Here is a 22,388-nt window from a genome sequence, read left to right as displayed (position 1 = left end):
TATGCACAAGAGATTCGCACAATGGTCAGGACTCTCGCCCTGGTCGATAATCAGCTATACCTTAAATACGATTCGGTTAGTAATAACCAACGGTTATGCCATGATTCCTGTGGTCTATACGGGGTGGAAACAAGGTTTTAACTCCCCCTGGGTCATAGTGGCAGTTGTCGGTGTTGCCCTCGCGGTACTCGTCTATGCCATCGTTCAATGGGCCATGTTTCGTTATCGCTTATATGAAGATAAACTCGGGGTTCGTCAGGGACTCATTTTTAAGAAGACCCACGAGATCCCCTTGAGCAAGATACAAAATGTGCGTCTGGAACAACCCTTCTATTTCAGGCCCATGGGACTCTACAGCTTAGTCGTGGAGACAGCTGGTTCCAAAGAAGATGAAGCCGTACTCGCCGCGGTAAACTATCGCAAGGCAATCCAATTAAAACACAAGTTGGTTAACCCTCTACTTCCCACACCCATAGATGATTTTGAAGCTGATGCAGAAGATAAATATCAGGCTAATAATGCAATAGGAAATAGTGCCGAAATCAATGGCACCGTATCTAATGGCAAGCTTGACAGTAAAAACCCCAAGACCAGAAGCGAAAGCTTAGTTCGCAAAGATTTAAAGCAACTATTGTTGTTTGGCTTATATCAAAATAACTTGTTTTGGTTTGCCATTATCGCCGGTCCAATCATAGGGCAATTTGACTGGTCGCAACTTGCCGACACTCATCTGGCTCAATCGGTGTGGCACTGGTATGAGCTAACTATCAGTACCAATGTACTTTATCAAATCGTATTGGCTAGCCTCTTATTCATTGGCTTCTACTTGCTATTGTCATTGATCTCTATGGCCGCATCAGTTCTCAAATATTATCCCTATCACCTGAGCAGAGATAGCAGCACGCTACACAGGAGTGGCGGTATTATCGCTAAACAGAGTGATGCCCTGGCCCTACAACGAATACAGGTCATACGATTCTCACAACCCATCATAGGCAGACTACTCAAGCTGTGGACCGTCTATTTCAAGCAGGTAAAAAGCACGGAAGTCGAACAAAAATCCCAACGCCATATGTTAGTGCCCAGCATGACTCGACAGACCGTATCTGCGCTACTGAAGAATATGAAGGGCATCGAAGCTAAGACGACTGAGCTTCCCAAACACTATAACCCCATACATTTTGGCTGGTACTGGCGACGCGCCCTGGCCCCGCTTATCGTGCCAGCGGTCAACACCCTAGGTATGGGACTCAACCCCATAACCGAATTAATGTGGTTGATAGGTTTAGGCTTTACTATTGGTCTCTATTTACGATATCGACAATGGGGCTACTTCTTAGATGGCAATGACTGCTGGATCCACACAGGCATGCTTGACCATAGCTGGCACCTCATTGCGCTAAAAAAAGTACAACACGTCGCTATTATTCAGACTAAGGGTCAGAAAAGAAAAGGCCTGGCGACACTTGAACTCGGTCTTGCAAGCGGTACTCAGACCATCCCTTATTTGCCTCTGAATGATGCCAGAGAAATTGCCGAGCGCGCTTTAGCCATAACCGGTCGCTCTCATCAAAATTGGATTTAAATGCACTAATTTCTAAACCCTAGAACCTAGGAACTGAATGCTAATACATAGGAGAATACTCTTGAACACAAGTGAACAAGCACAGTTACATACACAGTCACAGACGATACAGATGACACCTGAAACGATTATCAATTTTTGGTTCGACGAGATAGAGCCTAAATCTTGGTGGGTGAAAGATACTGAGTTTGATGCACTGATAAAACAGAGATTCGGTTTGCTCGTCGAGCAAGCTAAAGCTGGGGAGCTCTATCATTGGCGCGCCACACCCCAGGGGCGACTCGCCGAGATTATCCTACTGGATCAGTTTTGCCGCAACATACACAGAGATACACCACAGGCCTTCGCATCGGATCCCTTAGCGCTAGCCCTGGCCCAGGAAGCAGTGGCACATGGTGCCGATACCGAACTCAAAGCCAAGCAGGTACCCTTTCTATTTATGCCTTACATGCACAGCGAGTCTAAGAAAATCCATGAGATTGCCATGATACTGTTTAGCAGAGAAGCCGCAGCGGGTAACTTAGAGTTTGAGCACAGGCATAAGGTGATTATCGACCAGTTTGGCCGATATCCACATAGAAATGAGATCCTTGGACGAGAATCGACTCCAGAAGAAGTAGAGTTTCTGTCACAGCCAGGATCAAGCTTCTAATCACTTGTAGAATAACAAGTGAGGAAGTATTTCTAAGGTTGGATTCATTTGGCTAGTTTGGTGTTTGGCTCGCTTGATATTGAGTTGAAAGGCTGATGTTTAACGCCTGCCCGGCGAGGCATGTGCAGATACTTCTACGAACCACCGCAAGCACTTCTGACCTCCAGGGATGGAGGAAATGCCAAATTTTGTATGGAACAAAATTGGCCCTGTGGGCTCTGCGATTTCATCCTTGAAATCGAAGCTCACAGCCGCATATATAGACCCATCCCGTTTATCTATCTCTTCGATTTGGCTTCCTTGAGCAATTCTAGTTTCAACCTGTAGCTCGGAACTGCCCCAAAGTTAGCTAGCCTTCGAATGAAGATTGATTACATTTTATGTTTTAGCTTCTGGCTGAGTTGGTATTGAGTGGTGTGTTTGAAAGTCGTACTTTCATGGCTATCTATCACCTGCAGTGGGCGCATGTGTAAGTAATCTCTCGGTACGCTGTAAACCCATCCTTGGGCGCTCTGCGATTTCATCCCTGAAATCGAAGTCCTCGAGCTTACTTACACCCGTTTATCTATCTCTTCGATTGGAGTTTTGTTGGTAAGCCTAAGCTTTAATTGGTAACACGTTTATGCCCCAAAGTGAGCCAGCCTTCGAATGAAGACTGATTACATTTTCTGATTTAGCTTCTTGCTGAGTTGATATTGGGGAGTGTGTTTGAAGCTTTAGTCTTCATTGTAATCTATCGCCTGCAGCGTGCTTAAGTGCAGATACTTCTACGAAACGCCGTCAATCCGTCCATGGAGGCTCTACCAAAACATCCTTGTTTTGGAAGCTCGTAGCCGCATCTACACCTGGTTATTTGTCTCTTCGATTTGGCTTTTGATGGTAAGTCTAAGCTTGAATTGGTAACACGTTTCTGCCCCAAAGTGAGCCAGCCTTCGAATGAAGACTGATTACATTTTCTGATTTAGCTTCTTGCTGAGTTGATATTGGGGAGTGTGTTTGAAGCTTTAGTCTTCATTGTAATCTATCGCCTGCAGCGTGCTTAAGTGCAGATACCTCTACGAAACGCCGTCAATCCGTCCATGGAGGCTCTACCAAAACATCCTTGTTTTGGAAGCTCGTAGCAGCATCTACACCTGGTTATTTGTCTCTTCGATTTAAGAATATTTGTTAGTTCACTAACACGGATATGCCCCTTTATGTGTTAGAACCTGCAATTCGTCCAATACAGCACTGACCTCTTTGCAATACTTTTTCTCATCAGTTGAAGAGGTAATTCTTTCTGTTTAGCAACAACTCTTTAGTTAACCTGTGCTTGTGTTTATACACCGTATTATTGGCTTTTTGCGGATAACCTCCAAATTATGCACGAAAAGTGCGTGGTTTGCTATTGAGTGAACATAGAAAACAGCGTAGATTCAATTAACTAAAGTCGTAAATGCTCAGTTTGCTAAAGACACTAGACAACCAAAGTAAGGATGCTCCCTCAGAGTAATAAGCTACTCAGTGAGGTTTTAGAGGAACATCAAATTTTTAGGGATGAAATAGGTTTGATTATATATTGCAATTCAGCACTCCTGCCATCCTTAATTACACACTGTGGGCGTTCTTTATGTACTGAGTAAGTTGTTTAATTTGTTGGTCAATATATTTATAGTGGAGTAATGGATGCCAAATGTTAATTTAGATGCGTTAATTTCTCGTGAAGATTTCGAAGTGATCGAAAGCAATTCGAGAGCAATTCGAGAGCATCATCATTTAACCAAAATGTCAGTGTAAAAGACTTAGAAAGAGGTGAGTTTTTTTATGCCGGTCTGAGAAAACCAGATTTTCAACGTGAAACATCTGATTGGACTGATGACCAACTATGCGAATTTATTCAAAGCTTTATTGATGGTGATCTTATCCCCGCAGTCATTTTGTGGAATTCTGGCCCTTACAACTTTGTCATAGATGGTGCGCATAGGTTAGGGGCATTAATTGCTTGGATTAATGATGACTATGGTGATGGTGTTCTTTCTCAAAAATTTTTTAATAATGAAATAGATGAAGAACAAAAAGATATTGCATGTAAGACAAGAGAAAAAATAAAGAATACTGTAAAGTCTTATAGCGAATATAAAAACGCAATTTTGGATAGTTCCGGTTGTGATAGGGAAATTCTTGAAAAAGCTCTTAGCTTAGGTAGAACTTCTATCCAATTACAATGGGTTACCGGTGGAGCAGAAAAGGCAGAACTCTCATTTTTTAAAATTAACCAAAAAGCATCAAAGATTAATGATACAGAAATTGAATTACTAAAATCTCGTAGAAAAGCTTTTGCAATAACATCAAGGGCTATAATTAGAGCTGGCACAGGCCATCAATATTGGTCAAAGTTTGCGCCCAATATAATGGAAGACATTGAAGATTTAGCAAAAGAAATTCATAACTTAATATTTTTCCCTAAAACCCCAGGAACTATAAGAACTCTTGATTTACCTTTAATAAAAAAGCATAACTCACCTCAAACAAATAGTTTTATATTTGATTTAGTTAAAAAGTGTAACGCTGTTCCAGCTAATACAAAAAAAATCGCAGAAGATAATGATGGGCATCTAACCGTTACATACCTAAAAAATGTCCGTAAATTCTTACGTAGAATTAACTCTTCACATCCATCTTCTCTAGGTTTACATCCTTTAGTTTATTTTTACAATAAACGTGGCAACCATATTTATTCAGCTGTTCTAGCATGGGTTGATGTTATTAATGCCGTTGAAAAATCTCCAAAGTCATTAAATTAATTTATCATTATCCGTCATGATTTGGAAAGATTCCTTATTAAATATAAGCATTTCATTTCAGGTGTTAATGCTAAATACGGTAGCGGCACAAAAAGCCATAAACATATATTCAAAGTTTACACATTAATTATTAGCCTATTGCAAAAGAAAGATTCGGAAAAGTATATTGTAGATACGATTTTAAGTGATTATGGATTTTTAAGTGAGTCTGATGAAGTAAATATCACGTCGACAAGGTTTTCCATGGACGTAAAATCACAAATTTATATTCAAGAAACTTTACCTAAGAGCTCTACTTGTTCTTACTGCCGAGGCTTAATTCACCAGAACTCAATTTCCTTTGATCACATCATACGAAAGCAAGATGGTGGTACAGGAAGTGTTCAAAATGGAGCTTTGATGCATCCATACTGCAATACATCTGCAAAAAATTAATACGTTTACGCGGTGAGGCGGAGGTAACTAGTCTCCTGTTCCCACCATGCATGTAGACGGTTAATTTAGTACCACCTACATGCATGGTTAGCTTCTTTACTTCGAGGGTAAACTGCGTCCATCCCTCAGTGAATAAAGCTCCACTTTCCTTAGGGATACGAATTAGGGCTTTCGAATAAAGCTAAGATACTTTTTCTCATCTGAGTCACCCGCATTAGAGCAAATAATCTAGCACGTTTCTGTCCATAGGCATGTCAGCTAGTCAACGCTGACACTGTGATCACCAAGGGACTTTGTCGTACCTTAACTACCAAGCGACTTTGTCGTTTTTAATAATTACCAAGGGAAATTGACGGATCTAACTTTTAGTAGTTCTCTGATTGCCACTGTGAGCTTTTCAGAGGTTACTAAGGATGATCATTATGGATTCTCAATCCCAACTTACTGTTGATGTGATTGCTAAGGTTGCTCAAGGCAAAATCAGCATTCTTAACGCCTCAAAACTGCTCAATAAGTCCCGTCGAACCATTGAACGCTATCTCAGTCGATACAAAAAAGATGGCATTCGTTTTGTTGTCCATGGCAATACGGGGAGAGCCCCTGCCAACAAGATCCCTGGCACATTGAAAAGACAAGTTCAGTCACTCATTAAAGAAAAATACTACGACTTCAACCTACAGCATTTGGCTGACATGTTAGAGGTGGTGGAAAGTATTCAAGTTAAGCGTGAGACTCTTCGCTCTTGGGCTCATGATATTCACCATGTGAAACGAGCGAAGCATCGCCGTTCAAAAGTGAGAAGAAGGCGTGAGCGGATGGAGTCTGCGGGATTAATGCTGCAAATGGATGGCAGTCCACACCTGTGGTTCGGTGATAATAAGTCTTGCTTAATCACCATTATCGACGATGCGACCAGCGATATTCATGCCGAGTTCTTCCCGTCCGAGACCACCGTTGGTTGTATGAAGGTCATGAAAGCCTATATCAAGAAGCGAGGGCTGTTTAAGACGCTTTACGTCGATAGAGCGGGCATCTTTGGTGGACCGAAGCGTTGTAACTTCTCACAAATGCAAAGGGCCTGTAAGGAGCTTGGGATAGAGATTATTTTTGCTAACTCTCCTCAAGGTAAAGGGCGGGTTGAACGAGCGTTCGATACCTTCCAAGACCGCTTGGTTCCTGAGCTTCGTCTGGCAGAAATAGCGGATATGGACAGTGCCAATGATTACCTTCAAAACGTTTTCATTCCAGATTACTGGTTGCCGAAACTTACCGTCAACGCAAAGAATATCCGCTCAGAATTCAAACCCGTTCCTAAGTATATCGACCTTGATGCGATCTGCATCCAAAAGGAATATAGAAAAATCCGGCGCGATCATACCTTCAGTTTCAGCAACACCATGTACACGATAGACTCCCCCTTAAGGCATTCAATCGTGAACCAGAAAGTTGAAATACGAAAGCAGTTAGATGGCGACTTCGCCGCTTATTTTGCCGATCGTAAGCTCGCCATCTCTGAAATCAAGGAGCCGAGCAAGCTCACGGAATATGGAGAGGAAGTGCAGAGAAAACTCGATGCCATCAAACTTGCAGAAGCGCTAGGTAACTTATCTGAAGCGGCTCGGATCAGTGGTTGCTCTAGGGAAAGTATCTACAATAATCGACGGCTGCTTGAAACTCAGGGACCTCTGGCGCTCAAAAGGATGTATGGCATCCCTCGTCATACCAATCGTATAGACCAAGATACTGAGGATAAAATCATCACCTTAACGTTAGAAAAACCCCACCTGACCCAAATCCATATCAGCGGTGAAATGATGAAAAGGTACAATATATCAATCAGTCACTCTACAATCAGAAACATCTGGGTAAGAGAAAAACTGAATACTAAGGTGTTACGGATCGAGCGTGCAGAGGCATTAGAAAAAACACCTTAGTGAAAGTGATATTAATGGACTAATATCGATAGTGTAAAACGACAAAGTCCCACGGTAATTAATCCGTCAGTCTCCCTCGGTAATCACATAGTCAACGCTGACACGGTCGATTTACCCCAAACGAATTAGTTTAGAATGAAACTTGAGGCTATTTTACCGACCCCTTTATCCGCCCTTTGACTCAATATAGAGTAGTGAAGCCTATACCTGTATATTATGGGCCTGCTACTCCACATTTTGGGCAGTTTGGAGGAGGGGTTCAATATCAACTACCTAATAATGTTCGAAGTTTAAGGCTGGGCCCTAAACCATATTTGGAGCTAGTAAAATGAAGGTTAAAGAGTTAAAAGTAAGGCTGCAAAAAGAAAAGTTTAACCCACATTGTTACAATGTCGATGGTGGTAAACCATTAGACGGGTATGGGCTAGTGTTTAGATCCGGGTTATGGGTATACTTTACATTTGAAAGGGGGATTGAAAGTAATCAGAAGATGTTTCTTGCTGAGAGTGAGGCATGTGATTATTTTTATAATGCAATTAATGAAGATCCAACCGTTAAGTCTTAAAAAATAGGCTTGAAAAATAACATAGCCACTAACATTTAATCCTAAGCGTTATCAATAAATACAAGTTTCGTTTTGATATCACAGGCGGGACTTTTTCTGCTCGCATATCGCATTTTTATCAGAATAAATCAGGCCGGCTATTGTTAATAACACATTTTTCTTTCTCCTACTAAGCTTTAGTTACTGGTCGGTTTAGGAGGTTGTAATGTCCCGTCCAAGAAGCACTCAGATAAATATTGAACTTCTAATTTAACCATAAGTATCTTGATACCACACAATCTCAAGGTGTGTGCGAATAACAAGTGGTAACAAGTGGGGTTAGTGTAAACTTTATTCTCCGCCCTTAATCTGGCAGTCAGAAAGTCTCTCGCTTCCCCCAAACTTGCGCTGTTGCAGGCAGCGTTAGTACATATCAGGTCGCCATACTTTCCCTAATGGCAATCGTGATATTTAGAATGTTAGTTCAACCCATTTCTGTCCAAAAGTGAGCTACATGCCAGTAAAATTCAAATCGAAGAAGCAAATACTCAGGTGTGAACGCGGCTGTGACCTTCCGTGACAAGGATGTCATGGCAGAGCCCACAGGGACTGTGCTTGCGGCGTGTCGCAGAAGTGTTTGCACATCCCTCGCCGGGCAGGCGTTAGATAACAGCTAAGTAATGGCATCCAGCAAACCAACCAAACACCAAAACCGCTAAATTAACCCAACCAAAGATACTTGCTACTTGTTATCCGACAAGTAAACACGTTTCTGTCCACAAACGAGTTACTAGCCAAAAAATCTTAAATCGAAGAGATGAATAATCAGGTGTGAACGCGGCTGCGAGCTTCCGAAACAAGGACGTTTTGGCAGAGCCCACAGGGAAGTGTTCACGGCGCCTCGTAGAAGTGTTTACATGTTAGGCGAGCCGCAGGCTATAGATTAGAATGAAGCTATGGTTCTCAATAAACTAACCAAATACCAAACCAGTCAACTGAACCTAACTCAATGGATATTTAACTAACTTGTTATCTGACAAGTCATCACGTTTTTGTCCAGAAACAAGTTACAGCCAGTAAAACTGAAATCGAAGAAGCAACTTTCTCGAAACAAGAACAGGTGTGAACGCGGCTGTGACCTTCCGGCTATAGATACTAATGAAGATTAGGCCTTCAAGGAATTATCATACGGCAAAGGGGCTGGATTCCCGCCCACAAGCATTGCGGGAATGACGAGTATTGAAGAAGGCCAAATGAAGTAAGAAAAATGCCCTAACCTTCATTCGAAGGTGCTAAACCAATGGTAGGTAAATATCTGTTATCAGTTCATGCTCTGCCACTTCGGGGAAGAAGTTCTGATAATGGAAGAAACAGTGAAAGTCTCTTAGAGACTCGCCGCTATCCGGTAACCACTGACCATACAGATAATGAATCTTGGTATCTAGATCATCATGTGAACCCAAATGCCTGATGACGGCGCAGCGGCCTGTAGGAATGGTTTTGTTGATAATCCCCGAAGCGTTATCTGGCACCTCATGCAATACCGAGCCTGCTATATCAAACCTAAATTTATCAGCTGGAACTGATTTAGGGTCTTCATAGATTAGCCCGAACGTTTGGCTCTTCGTCACAGGCGATAGGCCAGTCTGCTTACGTCAGGCTATAAACTTACCGGCAGATACATTAACCAGTTCGGGGGCGCCCCTATGCTCGAATACCGCTATCTTAGTCTCAGCAAAGTTGACGATATCGACGCTAACGTCTAAATGCTCTGCCTGTTGTTTCTTATCCATCTTACTGCCTCCAAATTGATACTTAGAGAAACCAGCAAACAGGCTCAGATGTTCAACTGACAAGTCTTCATCCAAATTTTTATGGATATAATCACAGACCCGCTTCATCACCTTAGCGTAACTGTCTATTTTTGCTTTCGACTGCATAATAAACTCGGTTCCCATCAAACTTTCAAGATGGCGAGCTCCACGATAAAGCTCACTCATCGCACGCTCAATACTACACGCCCTTCTGAATATGAGGCTAGTATGCAGATGACACCGAAGGCTTTCCTGACAGATATTGCTCGAGTCAGTATCAGTCAGGAAATAGCTATCAGTGACGCTTCAAACGACGATCCCACTTCCCTTCGGCTTGTGAACTGCACTTTTCTTCGGTATCAAAACTGACCTTACTGGTTAAATCACCGACCTTAATAGCCACCTTGGCGAATTCCTGCTCAATGAGCCCGATGAGGTACTCATCCTGCTTATTGGCAATCGCATCGGATAACTCAGCATTGGTATTAAATACACAGACAATTTTGAGTGACTGAGGAAACTTGTCGTAATTAACCAGATGAGTGATCCACTCAAAGCCTTCGACATGCTCCAGTGCCAGTTCACAGACATGAGTCAGTGATACTCTCAGGCTATTTTCAATCTTCTTATCCGACTTTCTCATCTCAGTTTCACCTTAATCATTTCCATCTTACTTTGTTTATCTCAATCTCACAGGGAGCACTAGCCAGTACTTTCTGAGGTATTTATGCATTGGCTTGAGTTTACAGGAACTATTACCTATCGGCATAAGAGGATGTCAGTTAGCAGCTTATGGCTAAGCCAAGAAATGGGGCAAGGAAAGGGGAAAAACAGGAGAAGAATCTACAAAAAAGTTCCGATCTGCCAGTCGATCAAGGTGGCATTGCCATCATTATCACAAAGCCAGATTCTGGCTCTGGTCATCGGCTTGAGTAGGCCGACTTCCGACTCGACTTTAGACCAATCTTCATAGGTGAAATGCTCACCATTGATCAATAACTTATTCAGACTATAAGGCGTGATCAGAGACTCTTGAGTCCCATCATCTGTGTCTATGGTGAAACCAAGCTGGGACGCATCTCGCCAGTAAAAGACTAAAACCCCGGTCCAGGAGGTCATATGATTAGGCTCACAGGCAAAGTCTGCCGGAGGACGAAGACGTCCTCCGGCTACTACCAAGAGCGAAGTAAATAATATGAGGACAGCAATCAATGCTGTACCCATCACCGTAAATAACTTACTAATATCGAACATAACTTATTACCAACGATAGCTCCCACTAATCATATCCATGCGTTCAGACTGACGCTCTGTAAACTCAAACATGCAACCATCATCGGTGTAATTCATAAAGTTTTCTATGGAATCATCTCCTCCTTTCCTACAGGTGTTACGACCTGTGGGACAACCGTAGGCGGGGAACGCTCAGCTGCAGTATCAGACACCAAGTCACCAGACTTACTACAGCCACCTTGGAAGGTATGATACAAACCGAGCCAGTGGCCCACTTCGTGTGTTGCAGTATCCCCTTCGTGGTATGGTGCAGCACTCCCACCAGGCATAGACTCATTAAGAATAACGACTCCATCGTCAAGAGGGTCGCTTGCGTAGCTAGTGGGGAAAGTAGCCCACCCCAATAAACCGCCCCCCATATTGTTAGCATAAATATTTAATGCACTTGCTCCTCCTTGACGTAATGCACTTTTCATAGATGCTTCGGCACTACTATTAGGACCTGCTATATACCAACTATCATTTGCTGTTAACGTCGTCTTAACCAAGTCGAATACAAATTTAGTATCGAAGCCGCCTTCACCATTGCCAGCAGCAAAAGCCTTATTCAAAACCTCGATTTGCTCATCTACTTTATTAGTCACATCACCGCTGCCAGAGGTACTGGTTATCACATGAAAATATACAGGGATGATATTCCCTACAGGCGTATAAGATAAAGAGCCACCACCGCCACTACCTCCATTCCCACCACCATTACCATTACCTCGCCTAAGCAGAGATTTTAAGTGCTCATTAAGCATTTTAACTTCCCTATCTGAGGGCGTTCGCGTTCCGCAACGTTTAAAAGCGGCATTAGGGTTGGCGTTATCCCAACCGTTACCACCCGGATTAGGCCCTTCAGCCATAGATTGCGGCACGGTTAAGAGTAGTAACCATACCAATAAAAATAGTGACCTAAACATCTTAAACCTCCTGGGAGGCTTTACCCTCCACTGATTCATGTGACTAATATAAACAACTCATTCAAATTTCTCTTTCGAATAAGCCTTTCAAACAGCTAGCTCAACAAAAGGTTAGAAATAGAAGATGTGAGTGAATAATTGCTTACATAGTTAACTTGTCATGTCTAAATTATAACCTAAGAAAAAATGGCTGAAGCTTTGATGGCATCACTACTTAGCTCATTTCAGACTCAACAAATACTTAACTAGATAAATTGATTATTTAGCTCTCTCCTCTCCTAATATCTACTCCGCCTACTTTTTACAACTCATCGATTCACACATTAGCTGCGCGCATCTTCCTCTCGAGTAAACTGACTATCTGTACAGTCAGTAACATGATCTGATCCTGAATGATTCTTCGCTCTAATTTGGCATTTTTAGAGTTATCACCAGCGATGGCTCTGAGTTCCTCTTTTAATTTTTGTAACTGTTTTTGTATGCGTTTTATCTGTCTCTCTATGATCGACAAGTCTTCGTCAGCCCTTGAGCCATTTTTGAGTTTATGAGCATTTAGGCCATGCAACAGCTCACCTATGTAGGTTCCTATGGCTCTTTTGTGATCTAACTGACTTTGCTCTACTCGCTCAGCATTAAGTGCGTATTTAGCAGAGTCAGAGATTGAAACACTAATTTCAGTGGTACGTCTTTCTGATGAGAGGGCAGATGAAAAACTTGAGGGCTGAGAGAGAAAGGCAGGAGAGGTGAAACCTATAGAATTAGGCTTGGTAAAGTTTAGATATAGGCCCTCCAGCCCGATAATCTTCACATAAACCTCTAACCTGAATGTAAACTGATATCTAAGCTATCGACAGGGTAATAATTAACTGGAGGGGTATCATTAGAGCATTACCTTCTATAAAAAAAGCCAATAGCTTGTCTCGTTATGACAACTCATTTCTGCAGGGAGTTATAGCAATCGGTTTTAGATAAGGAGTCCCCAAAAAAGCAGCCTGATTGAACTTGTAATCGTTAGCATGAAGGATATTACAATACTTTCCAGAGCCATTGATAAACTTCCATCTTATTTGGATTTTCAGCATCAGCTAGCGGGTAGATTTAAAGGCCTGTGCGCCATATATTAGAGGCTAATGCCTTCGATTGACGTTGCCGTCATAAAAGTTAAGCTCGCCAATACGAGTCTCAACTTTATTTGGGGTCACGATCTCTTCAGGGATCTTCTGGTTAAAACCAGGGGTGACATCTTTATCTGGTGACCCATACCTGACAGCGCTGATATGATACAAGTACTTAGCAGTGCTGCTTTAATAAGCAATTGGGGACTATTATGCAGACAAAGATTTAGCATCGCGGGTTTTCTTCTCCATTAAGCTCATCAAGACGCCTGTGAGCTCTAAAATCTGATCTAGTATGAGTTTACGCTCGTTATCCGCTGCTTCAGAGCTATCGCCTTCCAGCTCTTTCAAGCGCTCTTGTAGCTCTTCTATCTGCTCTTTAACGCGTTGGATCTGCTTGTCGATGGGAGACATCGCCTTCTCCTCTTCCATCTCCTTCGCCTGCTGAGCAGATTCGGAGTGCTTACCGTGCAAGGTGCTGCCCATGTTTGAGCTTAGTGCCTTTTCTGTATCCGCAGATTTACTACTAAGTGCTTTGTCTTCATTGAGGGCCTCTTTACCTTCCTCGGAAATGGTGACCTTATCACTGGATTGAGCCGAACTTGCATGGCTAAGCGCTGAGGATATAGGTGTTGCTACTTGTGGTGCCGGTCCTGTAGAAAACTGGACATCTAAGGGTCTCTTACCCGCAATAATATTGAGTGTTAATCCATTAATGTTCACCGTTTACTCCTGTAACGTCAAATGTCAGATCTTAAAGTTGAGTGGAACTTGTATTTGCTGTACTTACTCTAAGCATACAGATTATCGACACATATAAGATTAACTAAAGGCTTGTTTTCAGTGTTTTACTCTAAAAATAGAAATTAGTTCAGTCAAAACCTGAGGCATTGTTAAATTAACGAGGATTCACAAGTCTTAGCCGATTTAGTGGCAGTAAAGCAAAGAGGCGTATCCTATGGATACGCCTCTTATTGGCTTATGTAACTCAACCTACATACCAATTGGTATAAGGTTTCTAGCCTTTAATAGTGTAATCCCCTGTTGTTGATAGGGTCACTGTAATTGGAGAATCTGTTTTGTTTTTCCAATACCAGCCATGTGCACCAGCGAATGGCGTAGTCAGCGAGCCTTTCACCTTATCTGATGTAGTAATGGAGAAACTCTCGAAATAACCTGTGGTATCGCCCTTGGGCTCTCCGTGGAAATCAAAGTACAACTCCTCACCACCAGTGCTCCACTCATATTTTAAGTGAACAAACTCATCCATCAGTAACTTATACTCTAAGCCTTTACCCGCAGGGATATTAATTTTAACAGTATCGCTTCTCACCCCAGGAGTTTGGCGAGCTTGAGCTATCTCGCCAACACTCGGGGCATTAGCAATTTCTTTACTATTAACAGGCGCAGTTTGTCCAAAAGCAAAAACAGTCTCGTTACCGCTCACCGCGACCTCAGGAATCACACTTGCCGCTTCAGCTATCTGAGTTAATCCCAACGCCTTACCTATGCCAGTTGGATCGATATTGTATTCGGCAGGCAAGATAGCAGTAATTAAGACAACAGCTGCAATCGCCGAAGCTGCGACACTGGCTTTGACTAAGGTGGCACTGGAGTGCACCGGAATGCTATTGAATAGGGTTTCGTTCTGATTTATTGAGTTTGGTTTATCATTGGTTTTCATAATTATTCCTTAAGCTTATATCTGTTTATGATGTTTAATTGAGTCTGTTAGCTAACAAAAAATCCCGTTAACTGAAAGCCAACTAACATCAGGCCACCACTCATCAACAAAGTATTAGCTGCTGTTGAAAATTGCAGGTAACTCCTGTGTCGCCGCCAGAAACTCATCAAGATAAGTACCACTCCCAGAGCTAGGAACTGACCTATTTCCACCCCAACATTGAAAGCTAGGATATTGGGAACCAGGCCTTCCTGTGGCAGATTAAACTCCTGAATTTTGGTGGCTAAGCCAAAACCATGGAATAAGCCGAAGATCATCACTGCAGCCTTAGTATTGGGCTGAAAACCAAAAAACCGCTTAAAACCTCCCAAGTTATCGAACCCTTTATAGACGATAGAGAAACCAATAATGGCATCGATAAGATAGGCATTAACTCTAATGTCACTCAGTACACCAAACAACAAGGTGATACTGTGGCCCAAGGTAAACAGGCTGACATAGAGCAACACATCTTTACTTCTAAACAGGAAGAAAATCACCCCGACAAGAAATAAAAGATGATCGTAACCGGTAACCATATGCTTGGCACCGATATAGATGAAGGGCAGAATCGATACCCCTTCATTTTGAGTTAAAAATTGCTTGGTATCTTCATCAACCCCGTGGGCCGATAATGAAAAAGAAGCAAACACCCCTAAGAAAACCACGAATAAGGTCATAACGTTAGTCATAGTACCAGTCATGGTTTTGGCCAAATGATGACTCATTACACATACTCCAAAATAATATTTAAATCAGTTGAATAGCACTCAGCCCTGGATTGTAGAATCCTAAATTTTGGAGCAGCATGAGTGCCTAAACAAATTTGAATTAACGTTTTTACTCGCAAAAATAGCGAGGTATCACGCTAAGAACATGAAAAAACTAGGTATGTGGAGGGGGAATTGGCGGCGCGTAGCGACAATTAAGGTATGAGATATCATCATAGATAAGGATCTCAGATTCAAAAAAACTCGAAATCAATATTGGTTCTTCAGGCGGATGAGACGGAGTATGTGAATGATTGGCATGCTCATGCTCTGCTTCCGCATTTACTGCCAACTCTCCATCTAAAATAGTGAGTACATTAGTCTCAAAATCAAAAGATACTGGCTCTGTGGCATTAAACGCTATAGGCCCTTGATGATGGGCGTCTTGGTCATTTGAAGTGTAAGAAACTGGTCTATTAGGGGATTCACTATGACTGTGATGATGGCTAACATTTTTCCCCATAGGATGCTCGCCACTGGGGTATTGCACAGAGAAAGCCGAACCGATTGCGAAAAATTGACACAGTAAAACCACCAGCACAATGGCCAATGTTAATTTTGAATGCCCCTTAACGGGCGATATTTGGGTGTGCAATAACATCTTAGTATTAAGCAGGAACGACTCCAATACGCTTATTCATATCATATCTGTGTAAAGCTGTAGCATTAAATCAGATCCCCGTACAAACATCCAGCCGAAGGCATTTACTCAATGGTGCCTGATTCGTTTAAATACTCTCCGATAGTCGACAAGTTACCAGCTGTCAACTGTTCCTAGTAGACAGTTATTTTAAGTAGTCGCTTCCCTTATGTTAACGAGATGTTTCAACCCGATCTTTCAAAATCACTATATAAACAGTCAATTAATGAAAGATATTGCAGAAATAATTAGCCAAAACTCGCCAGTAAAAGTGCTTAGTTCGAGAAGTTAAGTGCTTACGCTGACAATGAGATTCGGTCAATAACACGTGTGTTAACCAAGGAGAACTTATGAGTAATGTAGATCTTGAATATGGCCGCTTAATAAGCCAGAGCCATGAACAGGAATTACCGCTAACAGTGGCCGAATTTTGGTCTGGATTTGACGATTATCTAGCCCTGCAAAAAGCCTTAGGTGGACATGAGGATACCAAGCTGCTGACTGGAGGCGGACGTCCTAATAATGGCGTCAATGCCGAAGTCGCCTTTGCCTTTGCCGGCGGAGAAACCCGTGAAGTCCTTTGGCAAAAGGATGATACCAACCACATTTGGGTCATGGGACTCCCACAGCCTAATGTGATGTTTTCATATTATCGCGCCACAGTGTCGGTCTGGCAGGCAGAACAAACCACAAAGGCAAGGCTGACCATTGACGGTGTTTTGGTCAGTGAAAAAGAAAAAGAACGTCAGATCACCTTAGATACCTTAGCCAAATTCCTACCGACCCGTATCAATGAAATCAGTGATCTGGTCTTGCAGCGAGATGGCCTGCGTATGTCTTTAAAGTTAAAACTCAATTATTCCATTGATGATTTTTGGAAAATTGTCAGCAACTGGAGCGATATCTCCTGGGTCATGGGGGCAACCTCGATGGAAGATCTGGGTAATGACATTCGCCGGGTTCACTTTGGAGACGTAGCGCTGGAAGAGAAACTTGATTCGGCAACGGAAGAGACTCACACCTTGGTCTACTCAGTGCTGAAATCAGCCATGCCAGTCAGCATGTATCAGGGGACTCTACGCCTTAAATGTAAGGGAGATAATAAGCTAGTACTTTACTACGACTCAGTCTTCTTACCTCGTGAGGGTCTAGATCGAAAAACAGTAAAAAATGCCATAGAGCAAGGCTTCTCACAAAGATTAGAGTGGATGAAAAACAAATTTAACTAATAAGAATCATGGAAGAGGAACGTAAAATGACCGATAAGACTGAGCAACCTACGGTTCAAGTAAAAGGAATAGTAAACGCCGCCATCGAAGATGTCTGGAAACTTTATCGCCCCTTCGGTGAAATGACCCAGTGGTGGCATATTTATAAGACCATGGAGTTAGCTCCGCCTGCTAAGGACGAAATTGGTGCAATTCGAACCTTTAGCTTTAAAAATAGAAATATGACCATAAGTGAGCAACTGATCTCTCGTGATGATAAGACTCACACCCTGCAATATAAGTTGGTCAAAATGGAGCCAGCTATGCCTGGTCTCGACAGCATTACGACTCAGGTACAGATGCGATCCATCTCGGCAGTTCAAACCGAGATTATCTGGTGCAATTGGGTGATGGCCCCAGACGTCGTCAGCAGCATAATAAAAGGCCCTCAAGCCCAAGGCTACCATGATGGAATCGCAGCCTTAAATCAGTATTTCAATCCCTCTTTAGGCAAGGTCACTGTCACCTTAGGCAGTATTAAAGATCTCCCCCAGACGTTCCCGCCGGTCAATCCCTATGTGATCGTTGAACTAGATGGAGAGCATCACCAAACGGCTAAACCAAACTTCCCCTACAGTTCAACGTTCAATGATACCTTCGAATTTGAATTGCTAAGCAAGAAAGGTAGTTTAGGTTTTGGTGTCATGGACTCTTGTTTAGGAAGCGATACGCTGATCGGCACCGCCTCTCTGGATTTACATGATTTTGAAAATGATAAGCCTAAAACCCTTGAGCTAGAACTCGACGAGGGCGCCTCTGTGTCAGTGACCATAGAGATGGAACTCAATAATGATGCCGATGCTTTACCACTAACGGATAAACAGCAGCAGTTTGTCAGCCTTAAGGAGATGTCAGATACCATCAATGGTATCAAAGATAAGCTACAAAAAATTGTCTTAAACCTGCTGGTCGAAGAGAAACCACGCTGGGAGTATGACTCTTATCCGGTGCATCCTATGCCTAAAATGGTCAAAGGTCTGCCCAGAAGCCAGGCTCTCTCTCCCCATAAATTGAGTCGCATGGCCGAGCGCGTACTCGAGTTTTCATTCTCGGAATTAGAGCTAAAGCAACGCTTAGCACAATACCCTTCGGGCTCGCTCAAAGCCTATGGCGCTTTTTTTGGTGGCTACCTGCCGATCCCGGAACTGCTGGAATCCTGGCAGGATGACAGTGAATTCTGCCGCCAACTGCTGCAAGGGTTAAACCCCTTAATGATCGAGGTAGTTAACAGCATAGAGCAAGTACCTGAAGCGATGCGAGAGCTAAAAGCGCAAGACAAGGGCATGTCGGAACTCATTGCCGATAAACGCCTCTTCCTAGTTGATTACAAAGAACTTGTACCATTCAAGTGTGAAGATGGTAAATACTTCTACGCCCCCTATCTCTTGGTTTATAAGCAGCAGCTTGAAAATAATGACAGCCGTCTGAATATCGTCGCCATACAGCTAGAGCGTAACGAGGGCATAAACCCTATCTACACGCCAGACTCGAATCAGCCAAACCGATTTATGTTTGCCAAAATTCATACGCAATGTGCCGATAATCAGATCCATCAGTTTCTCTATCATCTGGGACTAGCCCATTTGGCCATAGAAGCTATGGCCATAGCGACCCATAACAGCTTACCCAAAGAGCATATTGTCTCTAAGCTGTTAACCCCGCACTTCCATGACACCATAGGCATCAACTTCCTGGCTCGACAGACCTTGGTTGCTGAGCAAGGCGCCATCACCCAAAGCACATTTGCTTTGGGTACAGCTCAAGGTGTTCAAATGGTGTCTAACGGTTGGAAAAGCTATGACTTCTTCAAGTCCAGTTTTCCGGAGCAATTAAAGGCACGGGGCTTCGATGAAGAGATGAGTGATGGCTTACAAGGATATTATTACCGTGAAGATGGATTCCTCATCTGGAACGCCATAGGTAACTACACCTCAAATGTCGTGAAATCTGCCTATAGTGATGACGCTGCAGTGCAAGCCGATCCAGCACTACAGGCTTGGGCTAAAGAGCTGGCCGATCCAGAACTGGGCGCCATGCCAGGCTTCCCTGCTGAGATAACAGATTTGGCACTCCTGAGTCACACATTACAGACGATTATCTGGATGGGCAGCGCCTTCCATTCTGCAATAAACTTCCCGCAATTTCCTTACACAGCATTGGCACCGAATCGACCCGCTACGCTAGCGAAACAGATGCCAGAAGGGGAGCAGGACATTAGCGCCGAGTATATTGCAGCGGCGTTACCCAACCAGAAAAACTCCGCCTTCCAGTGCCTGCTATCCTGGATGTTGGCAATGCCCTCGGAAACCTCTCTTGCTAGCCTAGATCCCCTGCAAAAGGATCACCCAGAAATAAGCCAAGCATTTACTGCTGAGATGATACAAATCAGCGAGAAAATCCAGGCCCGCAACAAGCAGTTAGCTGCCGCGGATAAACCTGAATATGGCTATCTGTTACCGGAGAATATTGCCGCCAGTATCGATATCTAATGATTGATAGATAAATCAAACCAATATTCAGCGACTAATGGGCGAGTCAAGCTCACCATTTGTCCGCTGATATTTAGCTGATATGGCTAAGTTTATAGCGATTGGTATTCATCCTGTACGAGCAAATATTCTATAAATCACTCACGTGTACGTATACGAAAAGGAACAGATAAATGTCAAAATTGATTTTGTCTCTCGATGGCGGTGGAATACGAGGGGTAGCCATCACTCAATTTCTCAGTATGGTCGAACAGCAATTACAGCAAAACCATGATAAATCGATTCGCGATTGTGTCGATCTATACGCAGGAACCAGTACCGGAAGTATCATCGCCTTAGCCTTGGCGACTACTGACATGACTTTAGCTCAAATCGATGAGCTTTATAATTATGAAAATGGCCAACGGATTTTTACTGAGCATAAAGGCTTGCTCGATATAGACGGTATCAATGCTCCGAAATATGAGGCAAGTGGTAAAACAAGCCTGTTACAGGAGAATTTTAATCAAGCTAAGATTGGTGATGTACCTGAAGGTAAACATGTCTTAGCCGTATCCTACGACATTGAAAAACGTAAGCCCGTTATCATCAAGTCAACCAAACCTGACTATCTTGAACTTCTGTCATCAGAAGCTGCAGATGCAACCAGCGCAGCGCCAACATTCTTTCCCACTAAGGGTCTGGAATCTCCCGACACGAGCGAAGAATCTTGGTTGATAGATGGTGGCGTAATCGCGAACAATCCCACCATGTGTGCCATTGCCGAAGCCAGAAATGTATGGCCCCATTACTCACTCAGCGATATGCGGGTGTTATCCATAGGCACAGGTTTTTTAACCAGAAAGATCAACGGTGCCAGCTCCAGAAAATGGGGCGCCTTACAATGGATGACAGAAGGTAAACTCATGGAAGTGTTGAGCGATGAACGTATCGTTTCTTACCAGAGCTTAACCATCATGGATCGGGGCAACTATATCCGTGTAAACGCCAAACTGAAACCCCAACCCGGATTGCCCAATCCACCCGATGATGCAATGGATGATCTGACCAAAAGCAACATCAATAGACTCAGAGAATTAGGTAAGTTCTGGTTTAGTGAATATGGCGAAGCCGTGGTTCAGTTGTTGTTGAACACCTATCAAGGCCCTTCACTCGATCGCATAGACCCCAAAACGGGTCACCCCATCGCTTAACGACCGTTGCGCGTCATGAAAAAGCCAGTCAAAATATCGACTGGCTTAACACAACTAAATACTCAATTAAGGATGACCATTACACTAAGCTGGTCAACATCTCATCTGAATATTCCACTAGTGCTTTACCGTCACGCACTAACTCCACGTAATCCGGATTAGCGATAAAGGGTCTGCCTATGGCCAACAAGTCGAACTTATCTTCAGCAATGGCGCTACTGCCACTCTCGGCGGTAAAGCTACCGACTCCCACTAATGTCTTGTTATAAATACTGCGTACATAGCTTGATGCACGACCATCTAGATAATCAAACTCCATAGCATCATCGAAGATACCTATGTGCAAGAAGGCCAAATCGCGCTTCTCAAGCTCAGGAATAAGATAATCGAACACAGCACGATCTCGGTTATCACCCGCCATGTTGAAATATGCACCGGGGGACACGCGTAGTGCAGTTCTGTCATTGCCGATACGTGCAGCAATGGCATCGACCACTTCGAGAGCGAAACGCGACATATTTTCAGGGGTCTGACCATATTCATCTGTACGGCGGTTACTGTCGTGATGTAGGAACTGATCGATAAGATAACCATTAGCACCATGGATCTCGACACCATCGAACCCAGCATCGATAGCATTAGCTGCCGCCTGGGCATAATCCTGTACCAGCTGAGCTATCTCTTCAATAGATACAGCTTTAGGCACTTGATAAGTCAATTCTCGCATTCTGGGTACGCTACCTTCTACACCAGCTGCTGAAGGCGCCATCACATCACTGCTGCCAGTGCTTTGATAGAAATGAGGATGAGCGACGCGACCAGTATGCCAAAGCTGAGCGAAAATCTTACCGTCAGCCTTATGTACGGCATCTGTCACCACACGCCAGCCATCAATCTGCGCCGGAGTAAATAGACCCGGAGTATTGGGATAGCCTTGACCGTCCGGACGAATAATAGTTGCCTCAGAGATGATAAGACCCGATTCGGCACGGCGTGCATAATAATCTGCCATGGCCTGAGTCGGCACGAGTTCATCATCAGCCATACAACGAGTCAGTGGCGCCATGAGGATGCGATTTTTAAGAGATAATGTGCCATTAAGCGCATAAGTTTGAAAAAGGTTATCAGTCATAGCGACCTCTGATTCTTGAATGAGCATTCAAGATATGCTTTTTTGAACAAGCATTCAAGATCTTTTTTGAATAAACGTTCAAGATTGATTACAATGGATTTGAACTGCACAAT

20 protein-coding genes and 1 pseudogene are annotated in these 22,388 nt (G+C 43.2%); 10 read left to right on the top strand and 11 right to left on the bottom strand.

Features of this window, described 5'->3' with window-relative positions; genetic code table 11:
* The first annotated feature begins 1 nt into the window (after position 1).
* The 7 genes from FM037_RS05125 (at position 2) to FM037_RS05100 (ending at position 7,954) form a co-directional block, all read left to right on the top strand.
* Positions 2 to 1,585 carry a PH domain-containing protein gene (locus FM037_RS05125; protein WP_144045112.1) on the top strand — a complete coding sequence of 528 codons (1,584 nt, stop codon included), beginning with the start codon at positions 2 to 4 and terminating at the stop codon, positions 1,583 to 1,585.
* A 112-nt stretch (positions 1,586 to 1,697) separates the two neighbouring features.
* A complete protein-coding gene (locus FM037_RS05120) occupies positions 1,698 to 2,237 on the top strand; it encodes a DUF924 family protein (RefSeq protein WP_144048832.1) in 540 nt (179 codons plus the stop codon).
* Positions 2,238 to 4,048: 1,811 nt separating this feature from the next.
* Complete coding sequence (locus tag FM037_RS28765; protein WP_221937522.1) at positions 4,049 to 5,020, top strand: GmrSD restriction endonuclease domain-containing protein; 972 nt, start codon at positions 4,049 to 4,051, stop codon at positions 5,018 to 5,020.
* Positions 5,021 to 5,263: 243 nt separating this feature from the next.
* Positions 5,264 to 5,455, top strand: a complete 192-nt coding sequence (locus FM037_RS29165; RefSeq protein WP_229381218.1) for an HNH endonuclease — start codon at positions 5,264 to 5,266, stop codon at positions 5,453 to 5,455.
* A 413-nt stretch (positions 5,456 to 5,868) separates the two neighbouring features.
* The gene (locus FM037_RS05110) at positions 5,869 to 7,389 is read left to right on the top strand and encodes an ISNCY family transposase (RefSeq protein WP_144045111.1); all 1,521 of its coding nucleotides are present in this window, start codon (positions 5,869 to 5,871) and stop codon (positions 7,387 to 7,389) included.
* Positions 7,390 to 7,565: 176 nt separating this feature from the next.
* A complete protein-coding gene (locus FM037_RS30330) occupies positions 7,566 to 7,721 on the top strand; it encodes a glycohydrolase toxin TNT-related protein (protein ID WP_407695631.1) in 156 nt (51 codons plus the stop codon).
* On the top strand, positions 7,718 to 7,954 hold the full coding sequence (locus FM037_RS05100) for a hypothetical protein (RefSeq protein WP_144045110.1): 237 nt from the start codon (positions 7,718 to 7,720) through the stop codon (positions 7,952 to 7,954). The genes FM037_RS30330 and FM037_RS05100 overlap by 4 nt, the downstream gene beginning before the upstream one ends.
* A 1,271-nt stretch (positions 7,955 to 9,225) precedes the next feature.
* On the opposite strand, the pseudogene FM037_RS29160 reads toward FM037_RS05100, so the two are convergent.
* From FM037_RS29160 to FM037_RS05055, 10 genes and pseudogenes are all read right to left on the bottom strand, one after another.
* Positions 9,226 to 9,570: pseudogene (locus FM037_RS29160) on the bottom strand (AraC family transcriptional regulator); the annotation flags it as partial.
* 18 nt (positions 9,571 to 9,588) lie between these two features.
* Positions 9,589 to 9,933: a hypothetical protein gene (locus tag FM037_RS29155; RefSeq protein WP_227992679.1), complete on the bottom strand. Its 345-nt coding sequence runs from the start codon at positions 9,931 to 9,933 to the stop codon at positions 9,589 to 9,591.
* Between the two features lie 109 nt (positions 9,934 to 10,042).
* Entirely contained in the window at positions 10,043 to 10,390 is a 348-nt protein-coding gene (locus tag FM037_RS05090; RefSeq protein ID WP_144045109.1) for a Fis family transcriptional regulator, read from the bottom strand.
* Positions 10,391 to 10,590: 200 nt separating this feature from the next.
* Positions 10,591 to 11,001 carry a hypothetical protein gene (locus tag FM037_RS05085; protein ID WP_144045108.1) on the bottom strand — a complete coding sequence of 137 codons (411 nt, stop codon included), beginning with the start codon at positions 10,999 to 11,001 and terminating at the stop codon, positions 10,591 to 10,593.
* A gap of 104 nt (positions 11,002 to 11,105) precedes the next feature.
* Positions 11,106 to 11,945, bottom strand: coding sequence for a zinc metalloprotease (locus FM037_RS05080; protein ID WP_229381094.1), 840 nt, complete (start codon positions 11,943 to 11,945; stop codon positions 11,106 to 11,108).
* A gap of 316 nt (positions 11,946 to 12,261) precedes the next feature.
* On the bottom strand, positions 12,262 to 12,753 hold the full coding sequence (locus tag FM037_RS05075; protein WP_144045107.1) for a FlxA-like family protein: 492 nt from the start codon (positions 12,751 to 12,753) through the stop codon (positions 12,262 to 12,264).
* 517 nt (positions 12,754 to 13,270) lie between these two features.
* Positions 13,271 to 13,783, bottom strand: coding sequence for a hypothetical protein (locus FM037_RS05070; protein WP_229381093.1), 513 nt, complete (start codon positions 13,781 to 13,783; stop codon positions 13,271 to 13,273).
* Between the two features lie 295 nt (positions 13,784 to 14,078).
* Entirely contained in the window at positions 14,079 to 14,744 is a 666-nt protein-coding gene (locus tag FM037_RS05065) for a hypothetical protein (protein ID WP_144045106.1), read from the bottom strand.
* Positions 14,745 to 14,791: 47 nt separating this feature from the next.
* On the bottom strand, positions 14,792 to 15,487 hold the full coding sequence (locus FM037_RS05060; RefSeq protein WP_144048829.1) for a HupE/UreJ family protein: 696 nt from the start codon (positions 15,485 to 15,487) through the stop codon (positions 14,792 to 14,794).
* Between the two features lie 181 nt (positions 15,488 to 15,668).
* Positions 15,669 to 16,148: a hypothetical protein gene (locus tag FM037_RS05055; RefSeq protein WP_227992677.1), complete on the bottom strand. Its 480-nt coding sequence runs from the start codon at positions 16,146 to 16,148 to the stop codon at positions 15,669 to 15,671.
* Positions 16,149 to 16,543: 395 nt separating this feature from the next.
* Here FM037_RS05055 and FM037_RS05050 point away from each other — a divergent pair, with 395 nt between their 5' ends.
* The 3 genes from FM037_RS05050 to FM037_RS05040 all read left to right on the top strand — a co-directional run bounded on the left by FM037_RS05050 (position 16,544) and on the right by FM037_RS05040 (position 21,143).
* A complete protein-coding gene (locus tag FM037_RS05050; RefSeq protein WP_144045105.1) occupies positions 16,544 to 17,422 on the top strand; it encodes an SRPBCC family protein in 879 nt (292 codons plus the stop codon).
* A gap of 26 nt (positions 17,423 to 17,448) precedes the next feature.
* Positions 17,449 to 19,950 (top strand): lipoxygenase family protein, encoded by a 2,502-nt coding sequence (locus tag FM037_RS05045; RefSeq protein ID WP_185976962.1) that lies wholly within the window; start codon positions 17,449 to 17,451, stop codon positions 19,948 to 19,950.
* Between the two features lie 173 nt (positions 19,951 to 20,123).
* Positions 20,124 to 21,143: a patatin-like phospholipase family protein gene (locus tag FM037_RS05040; protein WP_077754703.1), complete on the top strand. Its 1,020-nt coding sequence runs from the start codon at positions 20,124 to 20,126 to the stop codon at positions 21,141 to 21,143.
* A 79-nt stretch (positions 21,144 to 21,222) separates the two neighbouring features.
* On the opposite strand, the gene FM037_RS05035 is transcribed toward FM037_RS05040, so the two are convergent.
* On the bottom strand, positions 21,223 to 22,275 hold the full coding sequence (locus FM037_RS05035) for an alkene reductase (RefSeq protein ID WP_144045103.1): 1,053 nt from the start codon (positions 22,273 to 22,275) through the stop codon (positions 21,223 to 21,225).
* Positions 22,276 to 22,388: the final 113 nt, after the last annotated feature.

This window comes from Shewanella psychropiezotolerans, from assembly GCF_007197555.1.
GTDB lineage: Bacteria > Pseudomonadota > Gammaproteobacteria > Enterobacterales > Shewanellaceae > Shewanella > Shewanella psychropiezotolerans.
This window is presented reverse-complemented; position numbering and strand designations above follow the sequence as displayed.